Source organism: Bartonella sp. AP331QHHD (assembly GCF_042195905.1).
GTDB lineage: Bacteria > Pseudomonadota > Alphaproteobacteria > Rhizobiales > Rhizobiaceae > Bartonella.
The window spans coordinates 42698-66647 of record NZ_JBHIPG010000053.1 but is presented as its reverse complement, the minus strand read 5'-3'; the positions used below and the strand labels follow the sequence as shown (position 1 = coordinate 66647).

Here is a 23950-nt window from a genome sequence, read left to right as displayed (position 1 = left end):
TTGCAGCTTAAAGAATAATTGGTCTTACACTGTGTTCTTAGTTTTGTTTGAGGATAAAAACCTTACCAATACAGTTTTCATGAGTTTGTTTAAAGGTAAGGAGTAACAAAATGGAAAGCAAAAAGATGATCTCTAAAGACCCAAGACTTCATGCATTCAGAGATGATCTAGCAGATCAACGTCTTGAAACAGAAATTACAGCTCAACGCTTTGTTCAAGGTGAAAAAAGACGTGTTAATACAGCGGTCGCTGGACTTTTTAAAGAAAATAGTAAAAAAAGTGAAAGACAAACAGAATGCTTATTGGGAGAAGAACTTCTCATTTTTGAACAAGGGGAAACATTGTCGTGGGGACAATCACTCAAAGATGGTTATGTCGGTTATATTGATACAAAAGTTCTTTGTACATCAACCATAAAACAAACACATGTGGTTTCAGTACCACGCACATTTAAATATTTACACGCTGACTTACGTGGACCAATAGTATCCCCATTATCTATGGGAAGCAAAGTCAGTGTTGTTGATGAAATTGAAGTCCGTGACACAATGTATTCTATTCTTGAAAATGGAACAGCAATCATTACGAGCCATCTCAGCCCCATTGGACGCGTATATGAAGATTATGTCACAGTTGCAGAAACCTTTATCCGTACACCTTATCTTTGGGGTGGTGTCAGCGGTTTTGGAATTGATTGTTCGGGACTCATTCAGCTCTCTATGATGATGACCGATCAAATAGTCTTACGTGATACCGATATGCAGCAAGAAACTATAGGCAGTCTTCTTACAGATACTGATAAACTTCAACGAGGTGATTTAATTTTTTGGAAAGATCATGTTGCTATTATGGTCGATCACGCAAATATTATTCACGCAAATGGTTTTTCTATGGACGTTATGATTGAGCCATTGGAAAAAGCAATTACGCGTATCGCTAAAAAAAATCAATATCCTATCGCAAAACGCCGTCCAATTCAAGAAACTTAATACATGCCTCCTATAAAAAATTAATTGAATGTTTTTATTATGCAATAGATTGATTTATAAGGATAATTATCCATCATTCACTCTGCATCAAGCATTCTAAATATCGTAAAATTCTCTTATTTCAAATCTGTTTTTATGTTGAATCAATCAAAATCGCTTGCTTGTTCATCACAAGCGAAATTGATGTATAAGTAAAAATGATTACGAAAAGAAAAATATCCCTTCTGAATGCTCTCAAATGCCAAGAGCTATCATAACTAACATTGGAACCAGCTTACTCCTTCACAAGCGTAAAGATAGTGGCGCTCAATAGATTTTATCTTATAAAGCTCTACCATTATACCATTCACGAGTGCCGGCACGAAATGGGCTTTGGAATATTGCGAGATGCCTCTTTTAAACAACCCCGCAAATATGCAACACAATGGCGTTCTATATTACGTAAGGGATATGCCCCTCTTAATCAAAAGCAACATTTTTTGAAATTTTTCCTATTATCGATATCTTATGAAAGAAATACTCCTAATATCTCTCGGTGCATCCAAGACAATCTCTCAATAATAATCGCGAAAAGTATAAATCCATTATCTACCACCATTTTTATGCTTATGAAGCGTGCAAAGGCATCATTATACACTTTGCCAATTCTCAATGTTGCGATAACCCTTGGCTATTGGAGAGTATTCTTTCAACACGTATTTTATTTCTTTCTTAAATAATTTTATCCACATGACCCGCCCCGCTTGGAACGTGCAAAAGAATGGTTTTGACTAATTTAACATAAAACAGATTTGAAATGAGAAAATTTTTATGACCCTGGACTTTCCCATTCAACATAAAAAAATTATAAATTATCATTATAACTCAATATATTGATTTATAATTTAAGCAATATTTCCTCCTTATAACACATTAAAGAAGGTGATTTTTCAATACCTGAACCAATGGTTTATCAGCATCAGGCATAGGGTATTTATCAAGATCATTAATAAAAACCCATTCTAAATTTTGGCCCTCTCGTCCTTGCGCAACGCCCTCATAATGGTCACAAAGATACAATGGCATTAAGAGATGAAATGTTTTATAGCTATGACTTGCAAATGTTAAAGGGTGTAAATTATTTGGTTGAACATAAATACCAAGCTCTTCCTCTAATTCACGAATCAATGATGCTTCCGGAGTTTCACCTTGCTCAACCTTGCCACCAGGGAACTCCCATAAACCAGCCAATGATTTTCCTTCAGGACGCTGTGTAAGCAAAACACGATTATTCTGATCTAACAGAGCACATGCAACAACAAGAAGAATGGAACTTTTCATACACATATCACTCCCCAATAGGGAACATAAAGATAACTGACTTTTCTATCATATCCCCTCTGCTCCTAAAAGAGCTCACATACCCCATTTGCTCTGAAAAATAATAAACTGTTAAATATAAAGTGCATCCATTAACTTCTGTAATCGCTATTGATCATAACGTACTCTTTTGTTAAATCGCAAGACCAAACCGTCGCCGTACTCTTACCCAAACCGATATCAACACGAATCGTGATGTGCTTACCTTGCATATAAGTACCTATTGTCTCTTCACAATACTCAGGATCTCGTACGCCATTCACGGCCACACGATGCTCACCAAACCAAATCGTCAATAGATCACGATCGACTTCAACACCGGCCTTCCCAACTGCCATAACGACCCGCCCCCAATTCGCATCTTCACCGGCAATAGCCGTTTTTACGAGCGGTGAATTTGCAATTGATAAAGCAATAGTTTTAGCTGCATTATTTGTTGTAGCACCCACCACATTAACCTCAATTAAATGACGAGCACCTTCACCATCACAAACAACTTGTAGTGCAAGTTCATGCAGAAGTGCACTCAATTGTTTCACAAAAACCCCATAACGCGGATCAGATTTACTTGTAAGACATGGAAAATGTTCTTTTCCTGTCGCAAACAACATAAGCGTATCTGAAGTTGAGGTATCGCTATCAACAGTAATTGAATTGAAAGAACCCTCAACTGCCTCTGATAACATGGATTGGAGTGCATCCGAAGAAATGGTAGCATCACTAACCACAAATGACAGCATTGTCGCCATATCGGGTGCAATCATACCAGCACCTTTTGCAATTCCATTAATGGTAACACGCTCTCCCCCACAGTCAAAAGTGCGGGTCGCAAGTTTTGGAAATGTGTCCGTTGTCATTATGGCTTTTGCAGCTTCCAACCAATTTCCCTCTTCTGCTGTCTCTGTCATACTTGGTAAAAGATTGACAATACCCGATGCATCCATTGGCTCACCAATAACACCCGTAGAAGCTATAAAAATTTCATCTTCTCTAACCTTTAAAGCGTTCGCTGCTGCACAAATAATTGCATCGGTTGTGTGCTTTCCTTTGCTTCCTGTAAAAGCATTTGCATTTCCAGAATTCACAACAACACCCCTCGCAACCCCATGAGGAAGCGATGCACGACAATGCTCTACAGGGGAAGATGGACATTTTGAACGGGTAAAAACACCGGCCACACTCACTGGCTTATCGAATATGATGAAAAGAAGATCTGTACGATCTTTATATTTAATCCCAGCTTCAGCTGTTGCTATCCGTACACCAGATAATGGAGAAAGCTCTTGGATCTTTTGAGGCGACAAAGGAGAGATTTTCAAAACCACAATATGCTTTCTATAAAAAAATGAAATGATTGCAGATCAATAACCTCTCATAGAAAACTGCTAGGCTTTTTGAACAAAACTAACCTAGCAAATTATCTATTAAAGAGGCTATCTACTTATTTTTCCTAGCTATTCCGTATCTTCTTCATCAGATGTCTCATCGGGAAGTAGCGTCCCATTTTGATGAAGCGATTCCATGATTTTTGTAACATTAGGATCAGGGTATTTCACATCTATCTTGCTACGCAAATCAACAATCAGTTCTTGATAGCGCTTTTTTATCAGCTGTGTCCGCAACATCTCTTTAACATCATCAAATGCAGGCGGTTGTTTTACACGACGATCTTCTAATTTAATAATATGCCAACCAAAAGGACTTTCAACGGGTTGTTTTGTGTATTCGCCAACTTTCAAACCAAATGCGGCATCTTCAAAAGGCTTGACCATTTGACCATGGCTAAAATAACCAAGATCACCCCCAACGGCAGCAGAACCATCTGTTGAACTTTTCTTTGCAATCTCTTCAAAATTTTCGCCTTTATTTAAATGCTTAATGATAGCTTCTGCTTCTTTTCTCGTTTTGACCAAAATATGACGCGCTTTAACCTCATCCTCTTTAGGTAAAGCAGCAACTTCTTGCTTATAAAGAGCTTCCAAATCAGTATCCGATATTTTATCAACAATCGCCTGTTTAAAATAAAGCTGTTGAAGAACATTGTCACGCATGACTGCCATACGTTTATCGTAAGCTTCTGTCTTATCAAGACCTTTGCTTCTTGCTGCTTTTGCGAGGGCCTGCATATCTAAATAAGCTTTTAGAACCATCATACGGCGTTGTTCATCAGGAAAACGTGCTAAATTAGGATTTATTTCAAGCGCTAAATCATCCAATTGGCCTGCTGTAATATTTTTCCCATCAATAACCGCCATAACATGAGAAGGAGAAACGGCTTTTTCAGAAGCTTTCTCTAAAGTCTTTAAATCACTCGACGATGAATTCAAACCTTCTTGAGCACTCACCCCTAAACTTGTACTTGCCAATAAAGTTGATGCTAAAAAAAGCGTGATAAAGTTAAATTTCATAAATATACTCCTTAAAAATGAAGGCAGGTTCAAGATTCCAATTTTCTTTACCATAACACTTTAATCTTTAAACATAGAGAAATAAATTAGTAATTTTATTTAAAAAAAGTATAAAATTATCCTTTTATCTCAGTTTCTCCAATCCTATCTAATGCAGATGAAAAACATGATAATAGAGAAAAATGACAGATTGTATCTTAAATTACTTTGTATTGTATCAGTTAAATAGCATACTTAAAGTTGACATAAAGCGCTTAGCCTCTTATCTCTACTTTACAATTAGAGTGAAAAATTGCACACCAGCAAGTATAATGGTACCATCTGCATTTCATGATGTCACTAATGATATCAGATAATTTGAAGAAAATGTAGAGTATGGGGAGAGCGTATGAATTACCCAACAAGAGTGACAACAATTAAAAGAAAGGGCCAGAGATGGTCAGTTTAGGTGTTTTTGCCCGTAAGTTTTTTGGTTCAGCTCATGAGCGACATCTCAAAGCACTCCGCCAAAAAGTTGCACAAATTAATGCTTTGGAAGAACAATTCGTAAAATTAAGTGATGAGCAGCTTTGCCAAAAAACAGATGCCTTTCGTAAACGTCTTAGTGAAGGTGAGAGTGTTGATTTGCTCTTACCAGAAGCTTTCGCGACTGTTCGTGAAGCCGCAAAACGTGTTTATGACATGCGTCCTTTTGACGTGCAACTTATTGGTGGAATGGTCCTTCACGACTGCGGCATAGCTGAAATGCGTACTGGTGAAGGTAAAACATTAATGGCAACTCTACCAATTTATCTCAATGCATTGGAAGGTAAAGGCGTTCATGTTGTGACAGTAAACGATTATCTCGCCAGTCGTGATGCTGAAACAATGGGGAAAATTTTTAGTTTTCTAGGGCTTACAACAGGCGTGATTCTTCATGATCTTGATAGTGATGCCCGTCGAGAGGCCTATGCATGCGACATCACCTATGCCACAAATAATGAACTAGGTTTTGATTATTTGCGTGATAATATGGCCTTCGATCATAGTCAAATGGTCCAACGTGGACATCATTACGCAATTGTTGATGAAGTCGATTCGATTCTTATTGATGAAGCCCGTACCCCCCTTATTATTTCTGGTCCTCTAGAAGATCGTACTGACTTCTATAACCTTATTGATACATTTATTCCTGCCTTAACTCCAGAAGACTATGAAATAGACGAAAAACAAAAAACAACGACCTTTACCGAAGTTGGTACTGAAAAAATTGAAAAAATGCTCGAACAAGCTGGGCATCTTAAAGGTGAGAGTCTTTATGACATAGAAAATGTCGCTATCGTTCATCATGTCAATAATGCTCTAAAAGCTCATAAACTGTTTGCTCGCGATAAAGATTATATTGTTCGCAATGATGAAATCGTTATTATTGACGAATTTACAGGGCGAATGATGCCTGGGCGGCGTTATTCTGAAGGACTTCATCAAGCGTTAGAAGCTAAAGAGCATGTTGCTATTCAACCAGAAAACCAGACACTTGCTTCCATCACTTTCCAAAATTACTTCCGTATGTATAGAAAATTATCTGGCATGACTGGAACTGCAACAACAGAAGCCGAAGAATTCAGAAATATTTATGGTCTTGACGTTGTCGAAGTCCCTACAAATTTGCCAATACAACGTATTGATGAAGATGATGAGATTTATCGAACAGCAGAAGAGAAATATCGGGCAATTGTGCGTGATATCCGTCAAGCTCATGAAAAAGAACAGCCTATTCTTGTTGGAACAACCTCTATTGAAAAGTCAGAACAATTGGCAGAGCGTTTGCGAAAAGAAGGCATTACCGATTTTAGAGTCTTAAATGCTCGCTATCACGAACAAGAAGCATATATCATTGCGCAAGCAGGAGTTCCTAGAGCTCTCACCATTGCAACCAACATGGCAGGACGCGGTACGGATATACAGCTTGGTGGTAATGTTGAAATGCGCATCCGACAAGAGTTACAGGATATTCCCGAAGGTCCAGAACGGACAGCTAAAATTGAAGAAATAAAAAAAGATGTCAAGCAACTTAAAGAAAAAGCTTTAGCGGCTGGAGGGCTTTATGTTATCGCTACTGAACGTCATGAAAGCCGTCGTATTGATAACCAGCTTCGTGGACGTTCTGGTCGCCAAGGCGATCCTGGTCGCTCAAAATTCTTTCTCTCTCTTCAAGATGATCTTATGCGTATCTTTGGCTCTAACCGTATGGATGGTATGCTGCAAAAACTTGGATTGAAAGAAAATGAAGCTATTATCCATCCATGGATTAATAAAGCCCTTGAAAAAGCACAAAAAAAGGTTGAAGCACGAAACTTTGAAATTCGTAAAAATCTGCTAAAATATGATGATGTCATGAATGATCAACGCAAGGTTATTTTTGAACAGCGTATGGAGGTCATGAACGCAGATGATTTATCAGAAATGATCCTTGAAATGCGCAATGAAGTCGTAGAGGATCTCGTAGAGGCTTATATTCCTTCAGGGACATATTCTGAAAAATGGGATGCAAAAACTCTTGAAGAAGAGCTTCAACAACTCTTTAATCTTGAGCTTCCAGTGGAAGAATGGGCAAACGAAGATGGAATTGCCGAGGAGCAAATTCTAGAGCGTGTATCAAATGCTGTTACAAAACTTGAAAATGAGCGTACTGAACGATATTCTCCAGAAGTTATGGCTTATTTTCACAAAGCAGTATTGCTCGAAACTATTGACACGTTATGGCGTGAACATCTGGTGAGTTTAGACCATTTGCGTTCTGTTGTTGGTTTTCGTGGTTATGCGCAGCGGGATCCGCTCAATGAATATAAGACAGAATCATTTGAACTCTTTCAAAGTATGTTGAAAAATTTGCGCCGAATTGTCACTTCTAAGCTTATGCGCTTTGAAATCATTCAACACCCCACAGAACCGGCCATGCCTGAGCAAACTGATGCTGCTTCTTCTGTCTTTAATGATCAAAGTCAAGAAAATGCTCCCACCTTATGGGCACGATCACAAGAAAATAGATTTGTTAATCCACAAGATCGTGACCCTAACGATATAACCACATGGGGAAAAGTTGGACGTAATGAGCGTTGTCCTTGCGGTTCAGAGAAAAAATACAAACACTGTCATGGAGCCTTTGTTTGAAAAGCAAACTATGCAAATGAATAAAAAGCGAAATTATGAGCAAGAATTGCGCACAGCTGGTTTAAGAGTAACACGTCAACGACGAGTTATTCTTGATATTTTGACTGATACAAATGATCATCCTAATGCATTTGAAATTTTTCAGCGTGCAAACAAAATAGATTCGAATATTTCACTCTCAACTGTTTATCGAACCATGAAAATATTAGAAGGAAATGGAACAATTCATCGCCATAGCTTTAGTGGTGGTCCATCTCGTTTTGAGCAAGCAGATGGGCAACATCATGATCATCTAATTGATATAGAAACAGGACAAGTTATCGAGTTTCATTCTGATGTTATTGAAAAGCTGCAAGAGGAAATTGCAAAATCCCTTGGCTATGATATTATTCATCACCGCCTTGAACTTTACGGAAAAAAAAACTCTTAAAAAAGTGATCATATATCATTAGATAAAATACCTCAGGCAAATCAAATTTTATAAAAATTTACCTTTAAAATATAATAGTTTTCATTGGCAAAAAAAAAGAATTGCTTTATTACCCCTCTTTGTATGATGCTATACGGTAATTCATTGCCAATATTATAACAAACAATCATTGCAACAAAATATTATAAAAATTGTATTATGAAAAATTAGGCCAATATTATCATGGTTTCCTTGCCACAAGATCGTATGAGACAGCTTGAAAAGCGCTTTGAAATAATTGAAAACCAAATGACGACGAATCCAAATGCTGAAACATATGTCAAATTAGCTTCTGAATATGCAGAACTACAACCCGTTATTACCTCTATACGCGCATTAAATGCTCTTTACGAAGAGATTACAGAATTAGAAACGATTATCAACGATAAACAAACAGATATAGAGATGCGTAATCTTGCCCAGGAAGAGCTACCATCGTTATATAAAAAAGTAGAGCAATTTGAAAAAGAACTCCAGATTCTGCTTTTACCTAAAGATGTTGCTGATGAAAAAAACGCTATTGTTGAAATTCGAGCAGGAACGGGTGGCTCAGAAGCAGCACTTTTTTCCGGTGATCTTTTCCGCATGTATGAACGTTATGCCCATGCTCACAATTGGAAAGTAGAAGTTATTTCACTTAGTGAGGGGGAAGTTGGCGGATATAAAGAGATTATTGCTACCATTTCAGGAAAAGGTGTCTTTTCTAAATTGAAATATGAATCAGGGGTTCATCGTGTGCAACGTATCCCAGAAACAGAGACAGGTGGGCGTATCCATACATCTGCTGCTACCGTTGCTGTGCTTCCAGAAGCTGAAGATATTGATATTGATATTCGTCCTGAAGATATTCGTATCGACACAATGCGTGCATCTGGAGCAGGAGGACAGCATGTTAATACAACGGATTCAGCTGTTCGTATCACGCATATTCCAACAGGAATTATGGTCGTACAAGCAGAAAAATCACAACATCAAAACCGAGCACGAGCCCTTCAAATTTTACGGGCACGCTTATTCGATATCGAACGACAAAAAGCGGAAAGTGAACGTTCAGCTTCTCGTAAAAGCCAAGTTGGTTCTGGTGATCGCTCAGAACGTATTCGTACCTATAATTTTCCACAAGGACGTGTCACGGATCACCGTATTAATCTAACCTTGTATAAGCTTGATCGCATTCTAGAGGGAGATCTTGATGAGCTTATTCATGCACTCATCTCAGATCACCAAACAGCACTCCTGATGGAAATGGACAATAATTGAACAAATATTCTTTCAAAAATGTCATCCAACAAACTCAAGAAAAATTGCGCATGAAAGGAATTTCTGAAGCCAATCTCGATGCGAAAATACTCATTGAATGGATAACAGGAATAAATGCTGCTGAAAGAGTTTCTAAACCAGATATGCATCTATCTTCTGAGCATATTATACAAATAGAACAGGCTTTACAACGGCGTATTGCAGGCGAACCCGTTTACCGTATTATAGGAGCACGAGAATTTTATGGTATATCTTTTACATTATCTCAAGAGACGTTAGAACCACGCCCTGATACAGAAACGCTGATAGATCTTGTTCTCCCTTTTCTCCAAAAACAGATCGAAAATTCGAGAAGAACAACATTCCTTGATATGGGAACAGGAAGTGGCGCCATTGCCATTGCCATTCTTAAACAAATTCCCCAATCCTATGCAGTCGCTGTCGATATTTCTGAAGATGCCCTTAAAACAGCGACAAAAAATGCAAAAAATGCTGAAGTAGCACACCGCTTCACACCCCTTCTTAGCGACTGGTTTGATTCTGTCACAGATCGCTTTGATTTTATTGTTTCCAATCCACCTTATATCCCCGCAAAAGATATCAAAAAACTTGCAAAAGAAGTGCGCTTACATGATCCATTGCGCGCTCTTGTCGGTGGAAAAGATGGTCTTGATTTTTATCGAAAGCTCGCCCATGAAGCAGCCAACTACTTAAAAGAAAACGGCACTATCGCTGTTGAAATTGGTTACTCTCAAGAAAAAGAAGTTTGCAATTTGTTTGAAACAAATGGCTTCCAATGTTTAGAAATGCGCAAAGACCTCAGTGGAATACCCCGCGCACTTCTATTTGCATGCAAACATTAAAATTCCCAATCATCATCCGTGGTAGCAACCGCCTTGCCAATGACATAAGAAGAACCTGCCCCTGAAAAAAAGTCATGATTTTCGTCAGAGTTTGGTGATAAAGCTGCCAAAATAGCGGGATTAACACGACAAACCTCAGGGGGGAAAAGAGCTTCAAAACCTAAATTCATTAAAGCCTTGTTAGCGTTATAATGAAGAAAAATTTTAACATCTTCTGTCAATCCAAGCGCATCATAAAGATCTTCAGTATATTTGCACTCGATGTTATAAAGATCAAAGAGCAGGTTAAAAGCAAAATCTTTAATTTCTTGTCTTTTGGCTTCATCAAGCTTTGCAAAGCCCAATTGGAATTTATAACCTATATAATAACCATGGACTGCTTCATCACGAATGATTAGTCGAATGAGGTCTGCTGTATTGGTCAACTTAGCGCGACTGGCCCAATACATGGGCAAATAAAAACCAGAATAAAATAAAAAGCTTTCCAGCAAAGTCGAAGCAATTTTTTTCTTAAGTGGATCATTTGCTTCATAACGCTCAAGTACTAATCTAGCCTTTTTCTGCAAATGAATATTTTCTTCTGACCATCTAAACGCATCATCAACTTCTACCGTCGAACAAAGGGTTGAAAAAATAGAGGAATAAGAACGTGCATGAACCGCTTCCATGAAGGCAATATTCGTCAAAACTGCCTCCTCATGCTCTGTTATCGCATCAGCCAGAAGCGAAATGGCTCCTACAGTGTTTTGAATTGTATCAAGAAGCGTTAGTCCTGTAAAAACACGAATCGTTAGCTTGCGTTCTTCATCCGTTAAGCTTGACCATGAGGGAATGTCATTGGAAAGTGGAACCTTCTCAGGTAACCAAAAATTCCCAGTTAAGCGGTTCCATACTTCAAGATCTTTCTCATCATGTAATCTATTCCAATTAACAGCGCACACAACAGGATTTTTGGTTGTAATCTTTGTCATATGATGATCTCCTATAAACTGCACGAAACACAGCCATCTACTTCTGTTCCACTCAATGCTACTTGCCGTAATCGTACATAGTAAATACTTTTTATCCCCTTTTTCCAGGCATAAATTTGTGCGCGATTAATATCACGTGTAGTAGCCGTATCAGGAAAAAATAATGTTAATGAAAGACCTTGATCAACATGCTGTGTTGCCGCAGCATAGGTATCTATAATTTTTTCAGGGCCAATCTCATAAGCATCTTGGTAAAAATTCAAATTCGTATTATCCATATAAGGAGCAGGATAATAAACGCGCCCAATTTTTCCCTCTTTGCGAATTTCGATTTTTGAAGCAATCGGATGAATGGAGGAAGTGGCATGATTAATATAGGAAATAGATCCCGTGGGAGGAACTGCCTGTAGATTGCGATTATAAAGCCCGTACTCAATAACTAATTTTTTGAGTTCCTGCCAATCCTTTTGATCTGGAATAACAATATTATTCCGTGCAAAAAGCTCTTGCACAAGCGCAAATTGCGGTTTCCATTCTTTTTCAATATATTTCTCGAAAAAACGTCCATCTGCATAAGCTGATTTTTCAAACCCTGCAAACATTTCTTGACGTTCGTGCGCAATTAAATTGGAAGCACGTATGGCGTGATATGTCACAATATAAAAATAGATATTGGTAAAATCAATCGCTTCTGGAGACCCATAATAGATCTGCTCACGCGCTAGAAACCCATGCAAATTCATTTGTCCCAAACCAATCGCATGACTTTCAGCATTGCCTTTCGCAATGGAAGGCACACAATCAATATTGCTCATATCCGAAACAGCAGTCAGAGCGCGAACAGCAGATTCCACGGTCTGTCCAAAATCAGGACTTTCCATTGCTTTGGCAATATTCATGGATCCAAGATTACAGGATATATCACTTCCAATCGTGCGATAAGTTAAATCTGTCTCCAGTTCACTCGCCTCACTCACCTGCAAAATTTCTGAACATAAATTGCTCATACTTATGCGCCCAGCTATCGGATTCGATCGATTAGCAGTATCCTCAAATAAAATATAGGGATAACCCGACTCAAATTGAATTTCCGCTAATGTCTGGAAAAAAACGCGTGCACTTATTTTCTTTTTACGAATCTTTGCATTATCAACAAAAGAACGATAATGCTCCGTTAAAGAAATATCGCTAAAGGGCTTACCTGTCACACGCTCGATGTCATACGATGAGAAGAGATACATATCCTCATTATTCCGTGCAAGCTCAAAAGTAATATCAGGAATAACGACACCAAGCGAAAGCGTTTTAATTCTAACTTTTTCATCAGCATTTTCACGCTTTGTATCCAAAAACTTCATAATATCTAAATGATGAGCATGCAAATAAACAGCTCCAGCCCCCTGTCGTGCCCCAAGCTGATTGGCGTAAGAAAAAGAATCTTCCAAGAGTTTCATCACCGGTAAAACACCTGAGGACTGATTTTCTATTTGCTTAATTGGCGCCCCTGCTTCCCGCAAATTCGTTAAACAAAGCGCCACACCTCCACCACGTTTTGAAAGCTGCAAAGCCGAATTAACCGAACGACCTATCGATTCCATATTATCTTCAACACGTAGCAAAAAACACGAAACCAATTCACCTCGTTGTTTTTTCCCAGCATTTAAAAATGTTGGTGTTGCCGGTTGAAAACGTCCTGTAATAATTTCATCCACAAAACTTTCAGCAAGAGCTTTATTCCCTTGTGCCAAATATAAAGCTACAAGACAAACGCGATCTTCATAACGTTCAAGATAACGTTTCCCATCAAAAGTCTTCAGTGTATAGCTGGTATAATACTTAAATGCGCCTAAAAAGGTAGGAAAACGAAATTTAAATGCATAAGCACGTTTAAAAAGCTTTTTAATAAAAGAAAAATCATAAAGCTCAAATAAAGCTTTTTCATAATAACCTTCCTCTATTAAGTAATCTACTTTTTCCTTCAGGTTATGAAAAAAAACTGTATTTTGATTAACATGCTGAAGAAAATATTGCCGCGCAGCAAGCCGATCCATATCAAATTGAATATGACCATTTTCATCATAAAGATTAAGCATTGCATTCAACGCATGATAATCAGTAATCTGATCCGATTTCTGCGATTGTCCTATACCAATTGTTTCCAAAATCTTTCCAATCCCTTTTTTACATAAATAACGTCTTCATCAGTTCCACGCAGCTCAAAACGATAAAGGCAAGGTACACAACATTTTTCAGCAATAATTTTACTTGCTAGATTATAATAGCGACCAAAATTACGATTCCCACCGCCAATAACACCACAAATTAATTTTCGGTTCTCAGCTTCATTAAGAAACTGGACAACGGCTTTCGGCACGGCCCCTCTTCCTTCACCATCTGCATATGTAGGAACAACCAATACATAAGGTTCACCAACCAATGCAGAAGGCTTTCTTTTATCAATTTTGAAGAGTCTTTGCCCAAGCTGCGAGACAAAATGTTCTGTATTACCCGTTGCACTCGAATAATAAACAATAAGCCCCATTAAGCACAAAGACCACTAATCATATCTGGTCTAAAACCAGACCAATGATTTTCACCACAAACAACGACAGGAACCTGACGATACCCCAGAGATTGAACAAAACTGTATGCTTGTTCATCACAGGAAATATCAACAACACGATAATGAATGCCTTTTGCATCAAAAGCGCGGCGTGTAGCATCACATTGGACACAAGATGGTTTGCTATAAATAGTGATCGACATTTTCTTCAACTTTCACAATTCCAAACAATCAACCCTGAAAGGTCAATCTAATAATTTTATAGGTACTCAAGAATAACAAAAAATAGAAATTGTACGCAAAACATGTGGTTATTTTCAAATAATACACAGCTTCCTGAACATAACAGAATTCCTCATCAAATAACTTCAAAAACTATGATGAGAATAAGCGATTATTCTACAACTTAAATGGCAAAGCCCCCTAGTTATAAAACAATCTTTTGCTTGCATTACAATTCCCTCCTGCTGTCTAAAAAACTAATGTTCTAAACTACCGTTTTTCAAGAGCTCTGTTTGCTCTTTTACGGCAAAAATCAATTACAAAAACGAAAGGAAATCCTTCCAAAAGAGACCCTTCAGTAAAAATACTGCTATACCTTTGGCCAATAAACTCTTTACAATAATGGAAATAACTTAGATACCAAACGAAACACACTAACACCCTCTCTTGTGCTTATTTAGAATCACCAATCATTTTGATACTATATATAGTATATACTCTCTCTCTTTCGTCAAGGTGAATTCAATTATTATTTTTAATTTTCCACGATCTTCCCACTAAAATTTTCAGTACTCAAAACTATGTAATAATATAACATTTTGTTGACAAACGTTATATTATTACATAGTTTCCAAAATAATAAGCAACGATGGTAAAAAATATGGATCTGCACTTCAATAAAACAACATTAGGCTATAGGAATAGAATAGCAATAAAGAACTTTTCAGCAAAGTTAAAAGCTGGTTCATTGGTTGCAATAACAGGTGATAATGGCGCTGGAAAATCGACACTGCTAAAAGCCATCGCCGGATTGATTAAACCTCTTAAAGGAAAAATTACAAAACCAAAAAAAAGCCGCATTGCTTATCTTGCTCAGCAATGTAATATAGATCAAACATTTCCAATTGATGTGAAAACGCTTGTAAAAACAGGACTGTGGTCTTTTTGTGGATTATGGAAGAATCAGCGCCCTTATGATTCTAAGATTCAAAATGCTCTTAAAATGGTTGGGCTTACAGAACTCGCACCCCGTTCGCTTGAAACATTATCAGGCGGGCAATTACAACGCGCTCTTTTTGCACGTATCATTGTACAAGATGCCAATATTATTTTACTTGATGAACCTTTCAATGGTGTAGATCATAATACCCAAAAAGACCTTCTTGCTCTGATCACATACTGGCAACAGCAAGGACGCACAATTCTCACCGCACTCCATAACCCTCTCATCGTGCAAGAATTTTTCCCCCAAATGATTCAAATTGATCAACAAAACGCCTTTTATGGAGAAACAACACAGTTTTTAAACAACACCCTTCATCACGTTATGCCACCTCTCACATCCAATTCTTTCCCTATTAGCGCACAAAAACAAAATCTTCTCATCAATGATCCTCTCTTTCTTAGGTTATAAGACGTGTATGCATTTTTTCTTGCCCCCTTTGTTGATTTCCAATTTATGCAAAACGCCCTTATCGGTTCTATTTTTCTGTCTATTAGCGCTTGTCCTGTTGGTGTGTTTTTGATGCTCCGAGGAATGAGCTTGACAGGAGATGCTATCTCTCATGCCATTCTTCCTGGTGTTGCAATTGCTTTTCTGATTTGTGGCTTTTCCCTCATATCTATGACACTTGGTGGTATCTTCGCTGGTCTTATTGTTGCTTTAGCAACCATTTTGATTTCACGAAACAGCTTTCAGAAAGAAGATGCATCCATGACCGTCTTTTATCTTATTGCACTCGCGGCAGGTGTTATTATTATCTCACTGAAAGACTCAACAATTGAGCTGCTTCATCTCTTATTCGGATCGGTTCTTGCACTTGATGCACAAGCCCTTTGGTTAATCACTACTATAATGCTGATTACACTCTGCAGCCTTTGTATTTTTTGGCGTGCACTCGTTTTAGAAAGCTTTGACCCCCTCTTTTTTAAATCACTCTCTCCATTGAGTAAATATATTCATATTTCATTGCTTGGACTTGTGGTGCTGAATCTGGTTGGAGGCTTTCAATCACTAGGAACATTACTTTCCGTTGGTATTATGATGATTCCAGCCATTACAGCCCGTTTTTGGTTTTCACGGCTAGGCCCTATTTGCGCGCTTTCCACTCTTTTTGGAATCATTTCTAGCGTATGTGGTCTCCTGCTTTCTTTTCATCTTTCACTTCCCTCCGGCCCTGCTATCATCATTGCCGCAGGATTTATTTATCTTGTTTCCTGTTTGATAAGTCCACGTGGCTTTATTGTAACATGGTTTCCCCACCTCTTTTATACCTCCTCACTTTAAGGAAAAAAATGTGCCTAAGTTTGCTCAAAAATTTGTTCTTCTTGGAGCTTTATTGCTTGCCCTTTCTCCATTTTCTGCTTCTGCACACAATAAAATCAAAGTTGTTGCGAGCTTTTCTATTCTTGCAGATCTCGTAAAAAATGTAGGAGACAACCATATCTCTATGACCACTTTTGTAGGTCCCAATGCGAATACTCACACTTATGAACCTACCCCCCATGATGCTCAGGCTCTTAGAAATGCTCAAATTATTTTCATCAACGGGCTTCATTTAGAAGGATTTATTGATCGCCTCATTACAGCAAGTGGTACAAAAGCACTTCTTGTCGAAGTTAGCGCTAACATTCCCTCCCTCAAAATGAAAAATCAAGAACATAATGCCCATCACCACCACAGCGTTATTGATCCACACGCTTGGCAAACAATTCCCAATGTCAAAATCTATGTGAAGAATATCGCTGCTGCTTTTTGTAAAATCGATCCACAATCCTGTACCAGCTACAAAAAAAATGCCGAAACCTACATCCAAAAACTTAAAATAGCACAAGATACCCTGAAAACAAAAATTGCTACCATTCCTAAAGATAAACGTATCATTATCACATCTCATGATGCCTTTGGCTATTTTGCCAAGGAATATGGTTTTACTATCCTTGCCCCTCAAAGTGCTTCAACAGAAACTGAAGCAACCGCAGCCGATGTTGCTAAACTTATAAAACAAATTAAAGCGAATAAAGCAACTGCCCTATTCGTTGAAAATATCTCTAATCCCCGTCTCATAAAACAGATTGCAAAAGAAACAGGCTTAACAATTGGTGGAACACTTTATTCTGATGCATTGTCAAACAAAAATGGCCCTGCAGCAACTTATCTCGATATGATGGAACATAATGTGAATACCATCATTGATGCTATCACAAAACATTAAGATCTTCTATAAAAGAGATAAAAAAGAGTTCATAAAATCGTAAGTCTATGATTATGTTACTAATGATGCCCCAACAGCTATAATTGATAACATTGATATGAAATAAAGTTACTTTTACAGAGAAATTTATACTCTATAGATTCTAAGATAGATAAAGTAAGTGGATTTATTGCCTCATGGTGCCCAAACTGTCAGCAGTAGCATTCTATTTTTCAATGCTTTTTTTACAATAACTCTCGACACTTGAAACGATTCATAAGAAGAATTTGGTGTCTCTTTCTTAAAGTATTTTTATCTATCCAACTTCATTTATAACATGCAAGTAGAATTAGTGTATGAATAAAAACCACTTGAAGAAAAAATGCCTCTTATGAAGAGTCTCAACACAATAATTGTTGCAATGTTGGAGACTGAAAGAGAGTATGATAATGGCCCCAGCTTGCATTTTTATAAGCATAAAGATGGCGATACACAATGGATTTTATGTTATACTACTTATAAACGACTGCGTGAAAAAATAGTTGGAACAACCTTGCAAGATATTTTTAAAAAAAAGTGCGTAAATTGGCAACCCAACAGCCTTCTGTTTAGGTATTCTGTTTTGTATGAGAGATGCAATTTTATTCAAAGAACGTAAAAAAATGTGTTCGGCAATGCTTAATCGCCATTATGTAAGAGACATTGGCTTAGATGTTTTTGAAAATTGCAATGCTAAATTAAAAGATGATGCTAAAGATAAAATCTATTTTTTATTTGATGCTTTCATATTCTGCCTAAATTAAGCTGTCTCCTCATTTTAGAAATTACACAAGCAGATAAACTTATTCTACTCTGGCATACAAAAACTGAATACAACACCGAACCGTCTTCATATTTTTCTCAAACATACTGCTGTATAAAGTTTAGGTTGATTTATAAGCAACAAAAAGCACGCGCTTTATAAGAAAGTAATATCATAAAACCATTAATAGACTGGCAATATATTGAAAAAATATACCAGCTTTTATAAAATGCTTTGTAAAACAATAATATAATTGTCTTTGTCTCTGCTGATTCTTATAGATGTTCGCATCGATCCCTTATGTTATATTCATAAAGATCTGTTTGAGGATGATCTACAGGCAATTTTTAACTCAAGAATATAGAAAAGATCGATGAGATGTTACAGATGTGTTTCATCTGCTTTTATCGCTAAAAGTAATGAAAATTCTAAAACAAGCACGCCTTCTATCTCTCAGTGATTTTTTGCAACTTATCAGATACCCTTGCTGAGAATTGCATAGTGATTTACATGAGAAAAAATAAACTTGCAGCATGCGCGCATAGGTTTCTCTCTAATTTATGTGATTGGTAAAAAAAACAAATGCTTCTTATAGGAGCTCTGAAACTATTTTAGATCATATGGCCAGCGGTAAGATAGAATGCGCCTATTCTCGTAGAGATTATTTAGAACAGCGTCGTATTTTGTGCATCAAATAGACTTCTTATGTTAGGGATCAAAGCTCAGATATGGGGCGCATCCTTCCTTATCTGTAACTCATTTTTTCTCTCTATTTCTCTCATTTGCTTTTATAATACACATAAATTATTACATCAAGAAACATATTATAATATGTTGTTTTTTATAACAAAATTATAAATGAGTAAAAATATGGTTAATAAAGATTTATTCTATATTGATATTTTTTTATAATGAAAATGATGTTTGAAAATTATATTCTTCTTACAGACCGTGAAAATGCAAAATTTCTTCATATAAATGTTTTGACATTCTCAGCGCTATGGGACAATAGATCATTACCAAAACTGTTAAAATTTTGTTTTTAATCCCATCGGTTACAACCTGAGTTTGTAAATGTAATTGAGCAAGTCAAAACACACCATTATCATGACGCAGCATAAAAGAGAGTCGTATCACATCAATTAATGCTTACTTATTATTTGTGCGCTTTCCTGTGTTTTTATTAAAAGTATGAAAATTCTGATGAGCAACAGTGAAACTTAGTTTTTGACCATAGTCGTGTGTCAAGCGTTCTTTTATTTCAATCGTAAAGATGATACCATTCCAACGCGTTAAAACATGGCAACCTGTTCCAATAAGCTTGATAAGCTCAATTTTTGTGTGAAAGACAGGCCCTTTATCTGGATGTTCGCCCAATAAGATTATTTCAGGTCTGAATGCTAAAAGATCAGTTTCTTCACCATAAGAAAATGAATGCCCTAAATGTTGTTCTAAGACATAGCGATCAAGAAAATTCATAGGAGGAGAACCAATAAAATCAGCAACAAATGTTGTTGCTGGAGTATCGTAAATTTCCATTGGTGTTCCAATTTGCTCGATAGCTCCTTTATTCAAAACGACTATTCTATCAGCTAATGTCATAGCTTCTAGTTGATCATGGGTAACATAGAGGCTCGTTGTTCCTAATGAACGCTGTAGTGTTTTTATTTCAATACACATTTGCGCCCGTAATTTTGCATCAAGATTTGAAAGAGGTTCATCAAAGAGAAAAACACGGGGTTGACGTACAATCACACGCCCCATTGCAACACGCTGACGTTGTCCTCCTGATAATTGTCGTGGTTTACGATCAAGAAATGGTTCTATCTCCAAAAGCTTTGCAGCATGTGCGATACGTTTTTTAATTTCTTCTTTAGGAGTTTTACGATTTTTAAGACCATATTCTAAATTTCCACGAACTGTCATATGGGGATAAAGGGCATAATTTTGAAAAACCATAGCGATATCACGATCAGCTGGTTCACGATCATTGATACATTCGTTATCAATGCATAATTCACCTGAGGTAACTTGTTCAAGTCCTGCTATAATACGTAATAAGGTCGATTTTCCGCACCCTGAAGGACCGACAAGAACAAGAAGTTCTTTATCGGCAACAGTTAAGTTTAAATCATCAATGACCAGAATGCCGTTGTCATACTGTTTTTTTATATTTGATAACTGGATTATGGCCACAATTACTTCTCCGTTTCAATAAGGCCTTTGATAAAAAGCCGCTGCATGAAGATAACAACAAGAACAGGGGGAACCATGGCAACAACCGATACTGCCATGAGTATATTCCATTGAGGATCATGTTGAAGTGATTCGACAATAAGCTGTTTTAAAATAATAAGGATCGTTTGATGATTTTGATCCGTTGTGATGATAAGAGGCCAGAGATATTGTATCCATCCATAAATGAACATAATGATAAATAAAGCAGCAATATTGCTTTTACTAAGAGGAAGAAGAATATCCATAAAAAATTTAACTGGACCTGCACCATCAACACGTGCCGCCTCTAAGAGTTCATCTGGAACAGTCAAAAAAAACTGGCGAAATAAAAATGTAGCGGTCGCAGATGCAATAAGTGGAATAATCATTCCACTATAGGTGTTGACCATCCCCAATTTTGCAACAATCTCATAGGTTGGAAGAATACGAACTTCGACAGGGAGCATCAATGTAACAAAAATAAGAACAAAAGCAGTTTTTCGGAAGGGAAAGCGCATGTAAATAATTGCATAAGCAGACAAAAGTGAAATAATAATTTTTCCAACGCTAATCCCAAGAGCCATAATGAATGAATTCATTAAGAGTGGCCAGAGGTTGGGCAAACCCAGCTGTGCAAGGCCATCACCAAAGATTGTTTTATAATTTTCCAGAGCATATTTCCCAGGCAAAAGAGGAAGTGTTCCTGAGTTAAATGCTGCTGAACTATGAGTTGATGCAATGATAGCAACATAAACTGGAAAGCAAATAATGATAATACCAACAATGAGAATAATATGGGTTAGAAATTTCAAAACAGGGCGATTTTCAACCATAATTTGTTTCCTAATATTGTACACGGCGCTCAATCCAGCGAAACTGGATAAACGTTAAGACAATAACCATCAACATCAATATTGTTGATTGTGCTGCTGATGCACCGATTATTTGATTTCTAAAGCCATCGTCATATACTTTATAGACGAGGATGCTCGTTGCACGCGCAGGACCTCCAGAAGTTGTATTATCAATAATACCAAAAGTATCAAACATAACATAATTGACATTGACAATAAGAAGGAAAAACGTCGTTGGTGAAATTTGCGGGAAAACCACTGTCCAAAATCGTTTAAAGGGACCAGCACCATCAATGGCGGCTGCTTCTATTTGAGAACGCGGAACAGATTGAAGACCTGTAAGAAAAAAGAGAAAATTGTAAGAAATTTGTTTCCAACTAGCCGCAATGACAATAAGAATCATTGCTTGAGTGCCATTAATACGATAATTCCATAGCACCCCTATTTTCTCGAGAAAAAAAGGGATAATTCCGATGGTGGGATGAAAGATAAACAGCCACAATATACCTGCCAATACTGGAGCAACAGCATAGGGCCAGAGCAAAAGCATTGTATAAGCCTTTTTTGCACGGATGACACGATCAACACAGACAGCTAAGAGAAGTGATATTGTCATTGAAGCGACAGTAACTGAGATGGAAAATACTGCGGTTGTAAAAAGCGATTGCCGATAAGTAGGATCAGAAAGAACGGTTAGATAATTCTCAAAACCAATAAAGGTTGTTGTAAAGCCAAAAGGGTCTTCACGCTCAAAAGATGATTTTATTGCTTGAGCAGCAGGCCAAAAGAAAAACAAAAAAGTCACAAGAAGCTGAGGAAAAAGCAGTCCGTAAGAAAGTAGACTATTTTTAAAATATGCATGTTTTTCTTGCATTCATAGGGCTCTTTAAATGTAGAGACTTTAAAAAAGTAAACAAAAAGGACTCAACCGTTTTTGTTGAGTCTTTAATGTTTAACAATAAAACGAAATTAATGATTAGATCTTTCAAATTCACGCAAGAGTTTATTTCCACGTTCAACGGTCTCATCTAAACCATCTTTCGGCGTTTTTGAACCACTAAGAACAGCTTCCAACTCTTGATCAAGAATGGCACGAATTTGTGGTAAATTACCAAATCTTATCCCTTTTGAGTTAACTGTTGGTGGATTAAGATTAATCTGTTTGATAGCTATATCCGCACCTGGCGTTTTTTCATAGAAATGTTGTTTTTTGCTCAATTCATAAGTCGCTTTTGTGGTTGGGAGATAACCTGTTTCCTGATGCCATTTTGCTTGATTTTCTGTTTTTGAAAGAAATTTAAGAAAAGCGGCTGCCCCTGCATATTCCTTTGGAGTATGGCCCTTAAACGCCCAAATAGAAGCTCCCCCAATAACTGAATTTTGTGGTGCTCCTTCTGTATCCTTATAGTACGGTAGCATACCAACCCCCACATTAAACTGAGCTTCAGAAACAATTCCAGCATGTGATCCTGAAGATTGCATAAAAATTGCACAATTTTGTGCCATAAACATTGGTGTTGAATCTAATGCACCTGCTGGACCACCATAACGGAAAATACCTTGATCAGACCACTTTTTCAGGTCAGTCCACATACGCACTTGTAAAGGTCCATTAAATGTAAGTTCTGAATCAAGTCCTTTAAAGCCATTTTCCTTCGTTCCAAAAGGAACATTATGCAACGCTGAAAAATTTTCTATACCAATCCATTGAGCGGCATAAGCCATTGTAAAACCACAAGTTGCCGCTTTAGTCTCAAGAATTTTCTTGGAAAAGTTTTCTATATCTTGCCACGTTCTAGGAGGCTGTTCTGGATCAAGCCCTGCTTTTTTAAAGATATCTTTGTTATAATAAAGGATGGGTGTTGAAATATTAAATGGCATAGAGACGATACGTCCCTGTTCATCGGAGTAATAACCACTAATAGCAGGGAAATAATCTGTAGGATCAAATTCTTGTTTTGTATCAGCCATAAGTTGATAAAATGGGTAGATTGCACCTTTTGCAGCCATCATAGTTCCAGTACCAACGTCATAAATTTGAGCAAGTACTGGCTGTTTCTTTCCACGAAATGCTGCAATGAGTGAAATCAATCCCTCTTCATATTCACCGCGAAATGAAGAAACAACTTTATACTCAGATTGACTTGCATTAAAATCGTTAATGAGACTTTCAGTTTGCTTTCCTAATTCACCACTCATAGAATGCCAAAAGCTGATTTTTGTCTGTGCAAAACTTTCTGTCATCCCCGCTGTGGACATTATGATAGCAACCGTGGCCGCTATGGAAAGATAAAAACGACTCATGCTTCACCCTTTCTGAAGTGATGGAATACAAACTACCCCTAAATTTATAGTATTACACATGAACATGCTATGACAGTTTTATTTCAGAAACATATTCTCTCATTTAAACAGGAACCACCTAAAGGTCAAATGAATTTGTTTAAATTTATTTATTTTCTTTTATAAGCTTTCTTATGTATTCACGAAATACGCGTTTGTAACTATCTGAAAAAAGTGAGATGGCTTAAATAAGAAAAGTCACTTGGTAAAAAGATATAGATCGTAAATATCATTTCAATGACTATTTTAATATCTGGATTTACTTTTTTAAAAAGAATTGTTT

Annotated in this window: 19 protein-coding genes; 8 read left to right on the top strand and 11 right to left on the bottom strand. The window is 37.2% G+C overall.

Annotation, left to right across the window (positions count from 1 at the left end):
* Positions 1 to 125: 125 nt before the first annotated feature.
* Positions 126 to 989, top strand: a complete 864-nt coding sequence (locus ACFIMS_RS06930) for an NlpC/P60 family protein (protein ID WP_375611871.1) — start codon at positions 126 to 128, stop codon at positions 987 to 989.
* Between the two features lie 912 nt (positions 990 to 1901).
* Here ACFIMS_RS06930 and mutT read toward each other — a convergent pair.
* The 3 genes from mutT to ACFIMS_RS06915 all read right to left on the bottom strand — a co-directional run bounded on the left by mutT (position 1902) and on the right by ACFIMS_RS06915 (position 4756).
* Positions 1902 to 2315 (bottom strand): 8-oxo-dGTP diphosphatase MutT, encoded by a 414-nt coding sequence (mutT, locus tag ACFIMS_RS06925; RefSeq protein WP_375627652.1) that lies wholly within the window; start codon positions 2313 to 2315, stop codon positions 1902 to 1904.
* Positions 2316 to 2440: 125 nt separating this feature from the next.
* Positions 2441 to 3673 (bottom strand): bifunctional glutamate N-acetyltransferase/amino-acid acetyltransferase ArgJ, encoded by a 1233-nt coding sequence (gene argJ, locus ACFIMS_RS06920; protein ID WP_375613298.1) that lies wholly within the window; start codon positions 3671 to 3673, stop codon positions 2441 to 2443.
* Between the two features lie 129 nt (positions 3674 to 3802).
* Positions 3803 to 4756, bottom strand: coding sequence for a peptidylprolyl isomerase (locus ACFIMS_RS06915; RefSeq protein WP_375611828.1), 954 nt, complete (start codon positions 4754 to 4756; stop codon positions 3803 to 3805).
* Positions 4757 to 5191: 435 nt separating this feature from the next.
* On the opposite strand from ACFIMS_RS06915, the gene secA reads away from it, so the two are divergent.
* The 4 genes from secA to prmC all read left to right on the top strand — a co-directional run bounded on the left by secA (position 5192) and on the right by prmC (position 10501).
* Positions 5192 to 7909 (top strand): preprotein translocase subunit SecA, encoded by a 2718-nt coding sequence (gene secA / locus ACFIMS_RS06910; RefSeq protein WP_375696518.1) that lies wholly within the window; start codon positions 5192 to 5194, stop codon positions 7907 to 7909.
* Positions 7848 to 8339: a Fur family transcriptional regulator gene (locus ACFIMS_RS06905; protein ID WP_375611830.1), complete on the top strand. Its 492-nt coding sequence runs from the start codon at positions 7848 to 7850 to the stop codon at positions 8337 to 8339. Before secA ends, ACFIMS_RS06905 begins: the two co-directional genes overlap by 62 nt.
* 222 nt (positions 8340 to 8561) lie before the next feature.
* Complete coding sequence (gene prfA / locus ACFIMS_RS06900; RefSeq protein WP_375668321.1) at positions 8562 to 9638, top strand: peptide chain release factor 1; 1077 nt, start codon at positions 8562 to 8564, stop codon at positions 9636 to 9638.
* A complete protein-coding gene (prmC, locus tag ACFIMS_RS06895; protein WP_375613295.1) occupies positions 9635 to 10501 on the top strand; it encodes a peptide chain release factor N(5)-glutamine methyltransferase in 867 nt (288 codons plus the stop codon). Before prfA ends, prmC begins: the two co-directional genes overlap by 4 nt.
* Here the strand turns inward: prmC and nrdF are convergent.
* From nrdF to nrdH, 4 genes are read right to left on the bottom strand one after another with little or no spacing between them, the layout of a single operon-like run.
* Positions 10498 to 11472: a class 1b ribonucleoside-diphosphate reductase subunit beta gene (gene nrdF, locus ACFIMS_RS06890; RefSeq protein ID WP_273722534.1), complete on the bottom strand. Its 975-nt coding sequence runs from the start codon at positions 11470 to 11472 to the stop codon at positions 10498 to 10500. The genes prmC and nrdF overlap by 4 nt on opposite strands.
* 11 nt (positions 11473 to 11483) lie before the next feature.
* A complete protein-coding gene (nrdE, locus tag ACFIMS_RS06885; protein WP_375638354.1) occupies positions 11484 to 13634 on the bottom strand; it encodes a class 1b ribonucleoside-diphosphate reductase subunit alpha in 2151 nt (716 codons plus the stop codon).
* On the bottom strand, positions 13616 to 14014 hold the full coding sequence (nrdI, locus tag ACFIMS_RS06880; protein WP_375613294.1) for a class Ib ribonucleoside-diphosphate reductase assembly flavoprotein NrdI: 399 nt from the start codon (positions 14012 to 14014) through the stop codon (positions 13616 to 13618). The genes nrdE and nrdI overlap by 19 nt, the downstream gene beginning before the upstream one ends.
* Positions 14014 to 14238: a glutaredoxin-like protein NrdH gene (gene nrdH, locus ACFIMS_RS06875; RefSeq protein ID WP_005774163.1), complete on the bottom strand. Its 225-nt coding sequence runs from the start codon at positions 14236 to 14238 to the stop codon at positions 14014 to 14016. The genes nrdI and nrdH overlap by 1 nt, the downstream gene beginning before the upstream one ends.
* Positions 14239 to 14918: 680 nt before the next feature.
* Between nrdH and ACFIMS_RS06870 the strand changes: the two genes are divergently transcribed.
* The 3 genes from ACFIMS_RS06870 to ACFIMS_RS06860 are packed head-to-tail and all read left to right on the top strand — an operon-like array spanning position 14919 to position 17472.
* Complete coding sequence (locus ACFIMS_RS06870; protein ID WP_375613293.1) at positions 14919 to 15671, top strand: ABC transporter ATP-binding protein; 753 nt, start codon at positions 14919 to 14921, stop codon at positions 15669 to 15671.
* 3 nt (positions 15672 to 15674) lie between these two features.
* Positions 15675 to 16544, top strand: coding sequence for a metal ABC transporter permease (locus ACFIMS_RS06865; RefSeq protein WP_375613292.1), 870 nt, complete (start codon positions 15675 to 15677; stop codon positions 16542 to 16544).
* Between the two features lie 10 nt (positions 16545 to 16554).
* Complete coding sequence (locus tag ACFIMS_RS06860) at positions 16555 to 17472, top strand: metal ABC transporter solute-binding protein, Zn/Mn family (protein ID WP_375613291.1); 918 nt, start codon at positions 16555 to 16557, stop codon at positions 17470 to 17472.
* A 1930-nt stretch (positions 17473 to 19402) separates the two neighbouring features.
* On the opposite strand, the gene ACFIMS_RS06855 is transcribed toward ACFIMS_RS06860, so the two are convergent.
* The 4 genes from ACFIMS_RS06855 to ugpB form a co-directional block, all read right to left on the bottom strand.
* The gene (locus ACFIMS_RS06855; protein WP_375613290.1) at positions 19403 to 20449 is read right to left on the bottom strand and encodes a sn-glycerol-3-phosphate import ATP-binding protein UgpC; all 1047 of its coding nucleotides are present in this window, start codon (positions 20447 to 20449) and stop codon (positions 19403 to 19405) included.
* A 2-nt stretch (positions 20450 to 20451) separates the two neighbouring features.
* Complete coding sequence (gene ugpE, locus ACFIMS_RS06850) at positions 20452 to 21303, bottom strand: sn-glycerol-3-phosphate ABC transporter permease UgpE (protein ID WP_375650897.1); 852 nt, start codon at positions 21301 to 21303, stop codon at positions 20452 to 20454.
* Between the two features lie 10 nt (positions 21304 to 21313).
* Positions 21314 to 22198 (bottom strand): sn-glycerol-3-phosphate ABC transporter permease UgpA, encoded by an 885-nt coding sequence (gene ugpA / locus ACFIMS_RS06845; protein WP_375627662.1) that lies wholly within the window; start codon positions 22196 to 22198, stop codon positions 21314 to 21316.
* Positions 22199 to 22293: 95 nt separating this feature from the next.
* Entirely contained in the window at positions 22294 to 23628 is a 1335-nt protein-coding gene (gene ugpB, locus ACFIMS_RS06840; RefSeq protein WP_375618067.1) for a sn-glycerol-3-phosphate ABC transporter substrate-binding protein UgpB, read from the bottom strand.
* Between the last annotated feature and the right edge of the window lie 322 nt (positions 23629 to 23950).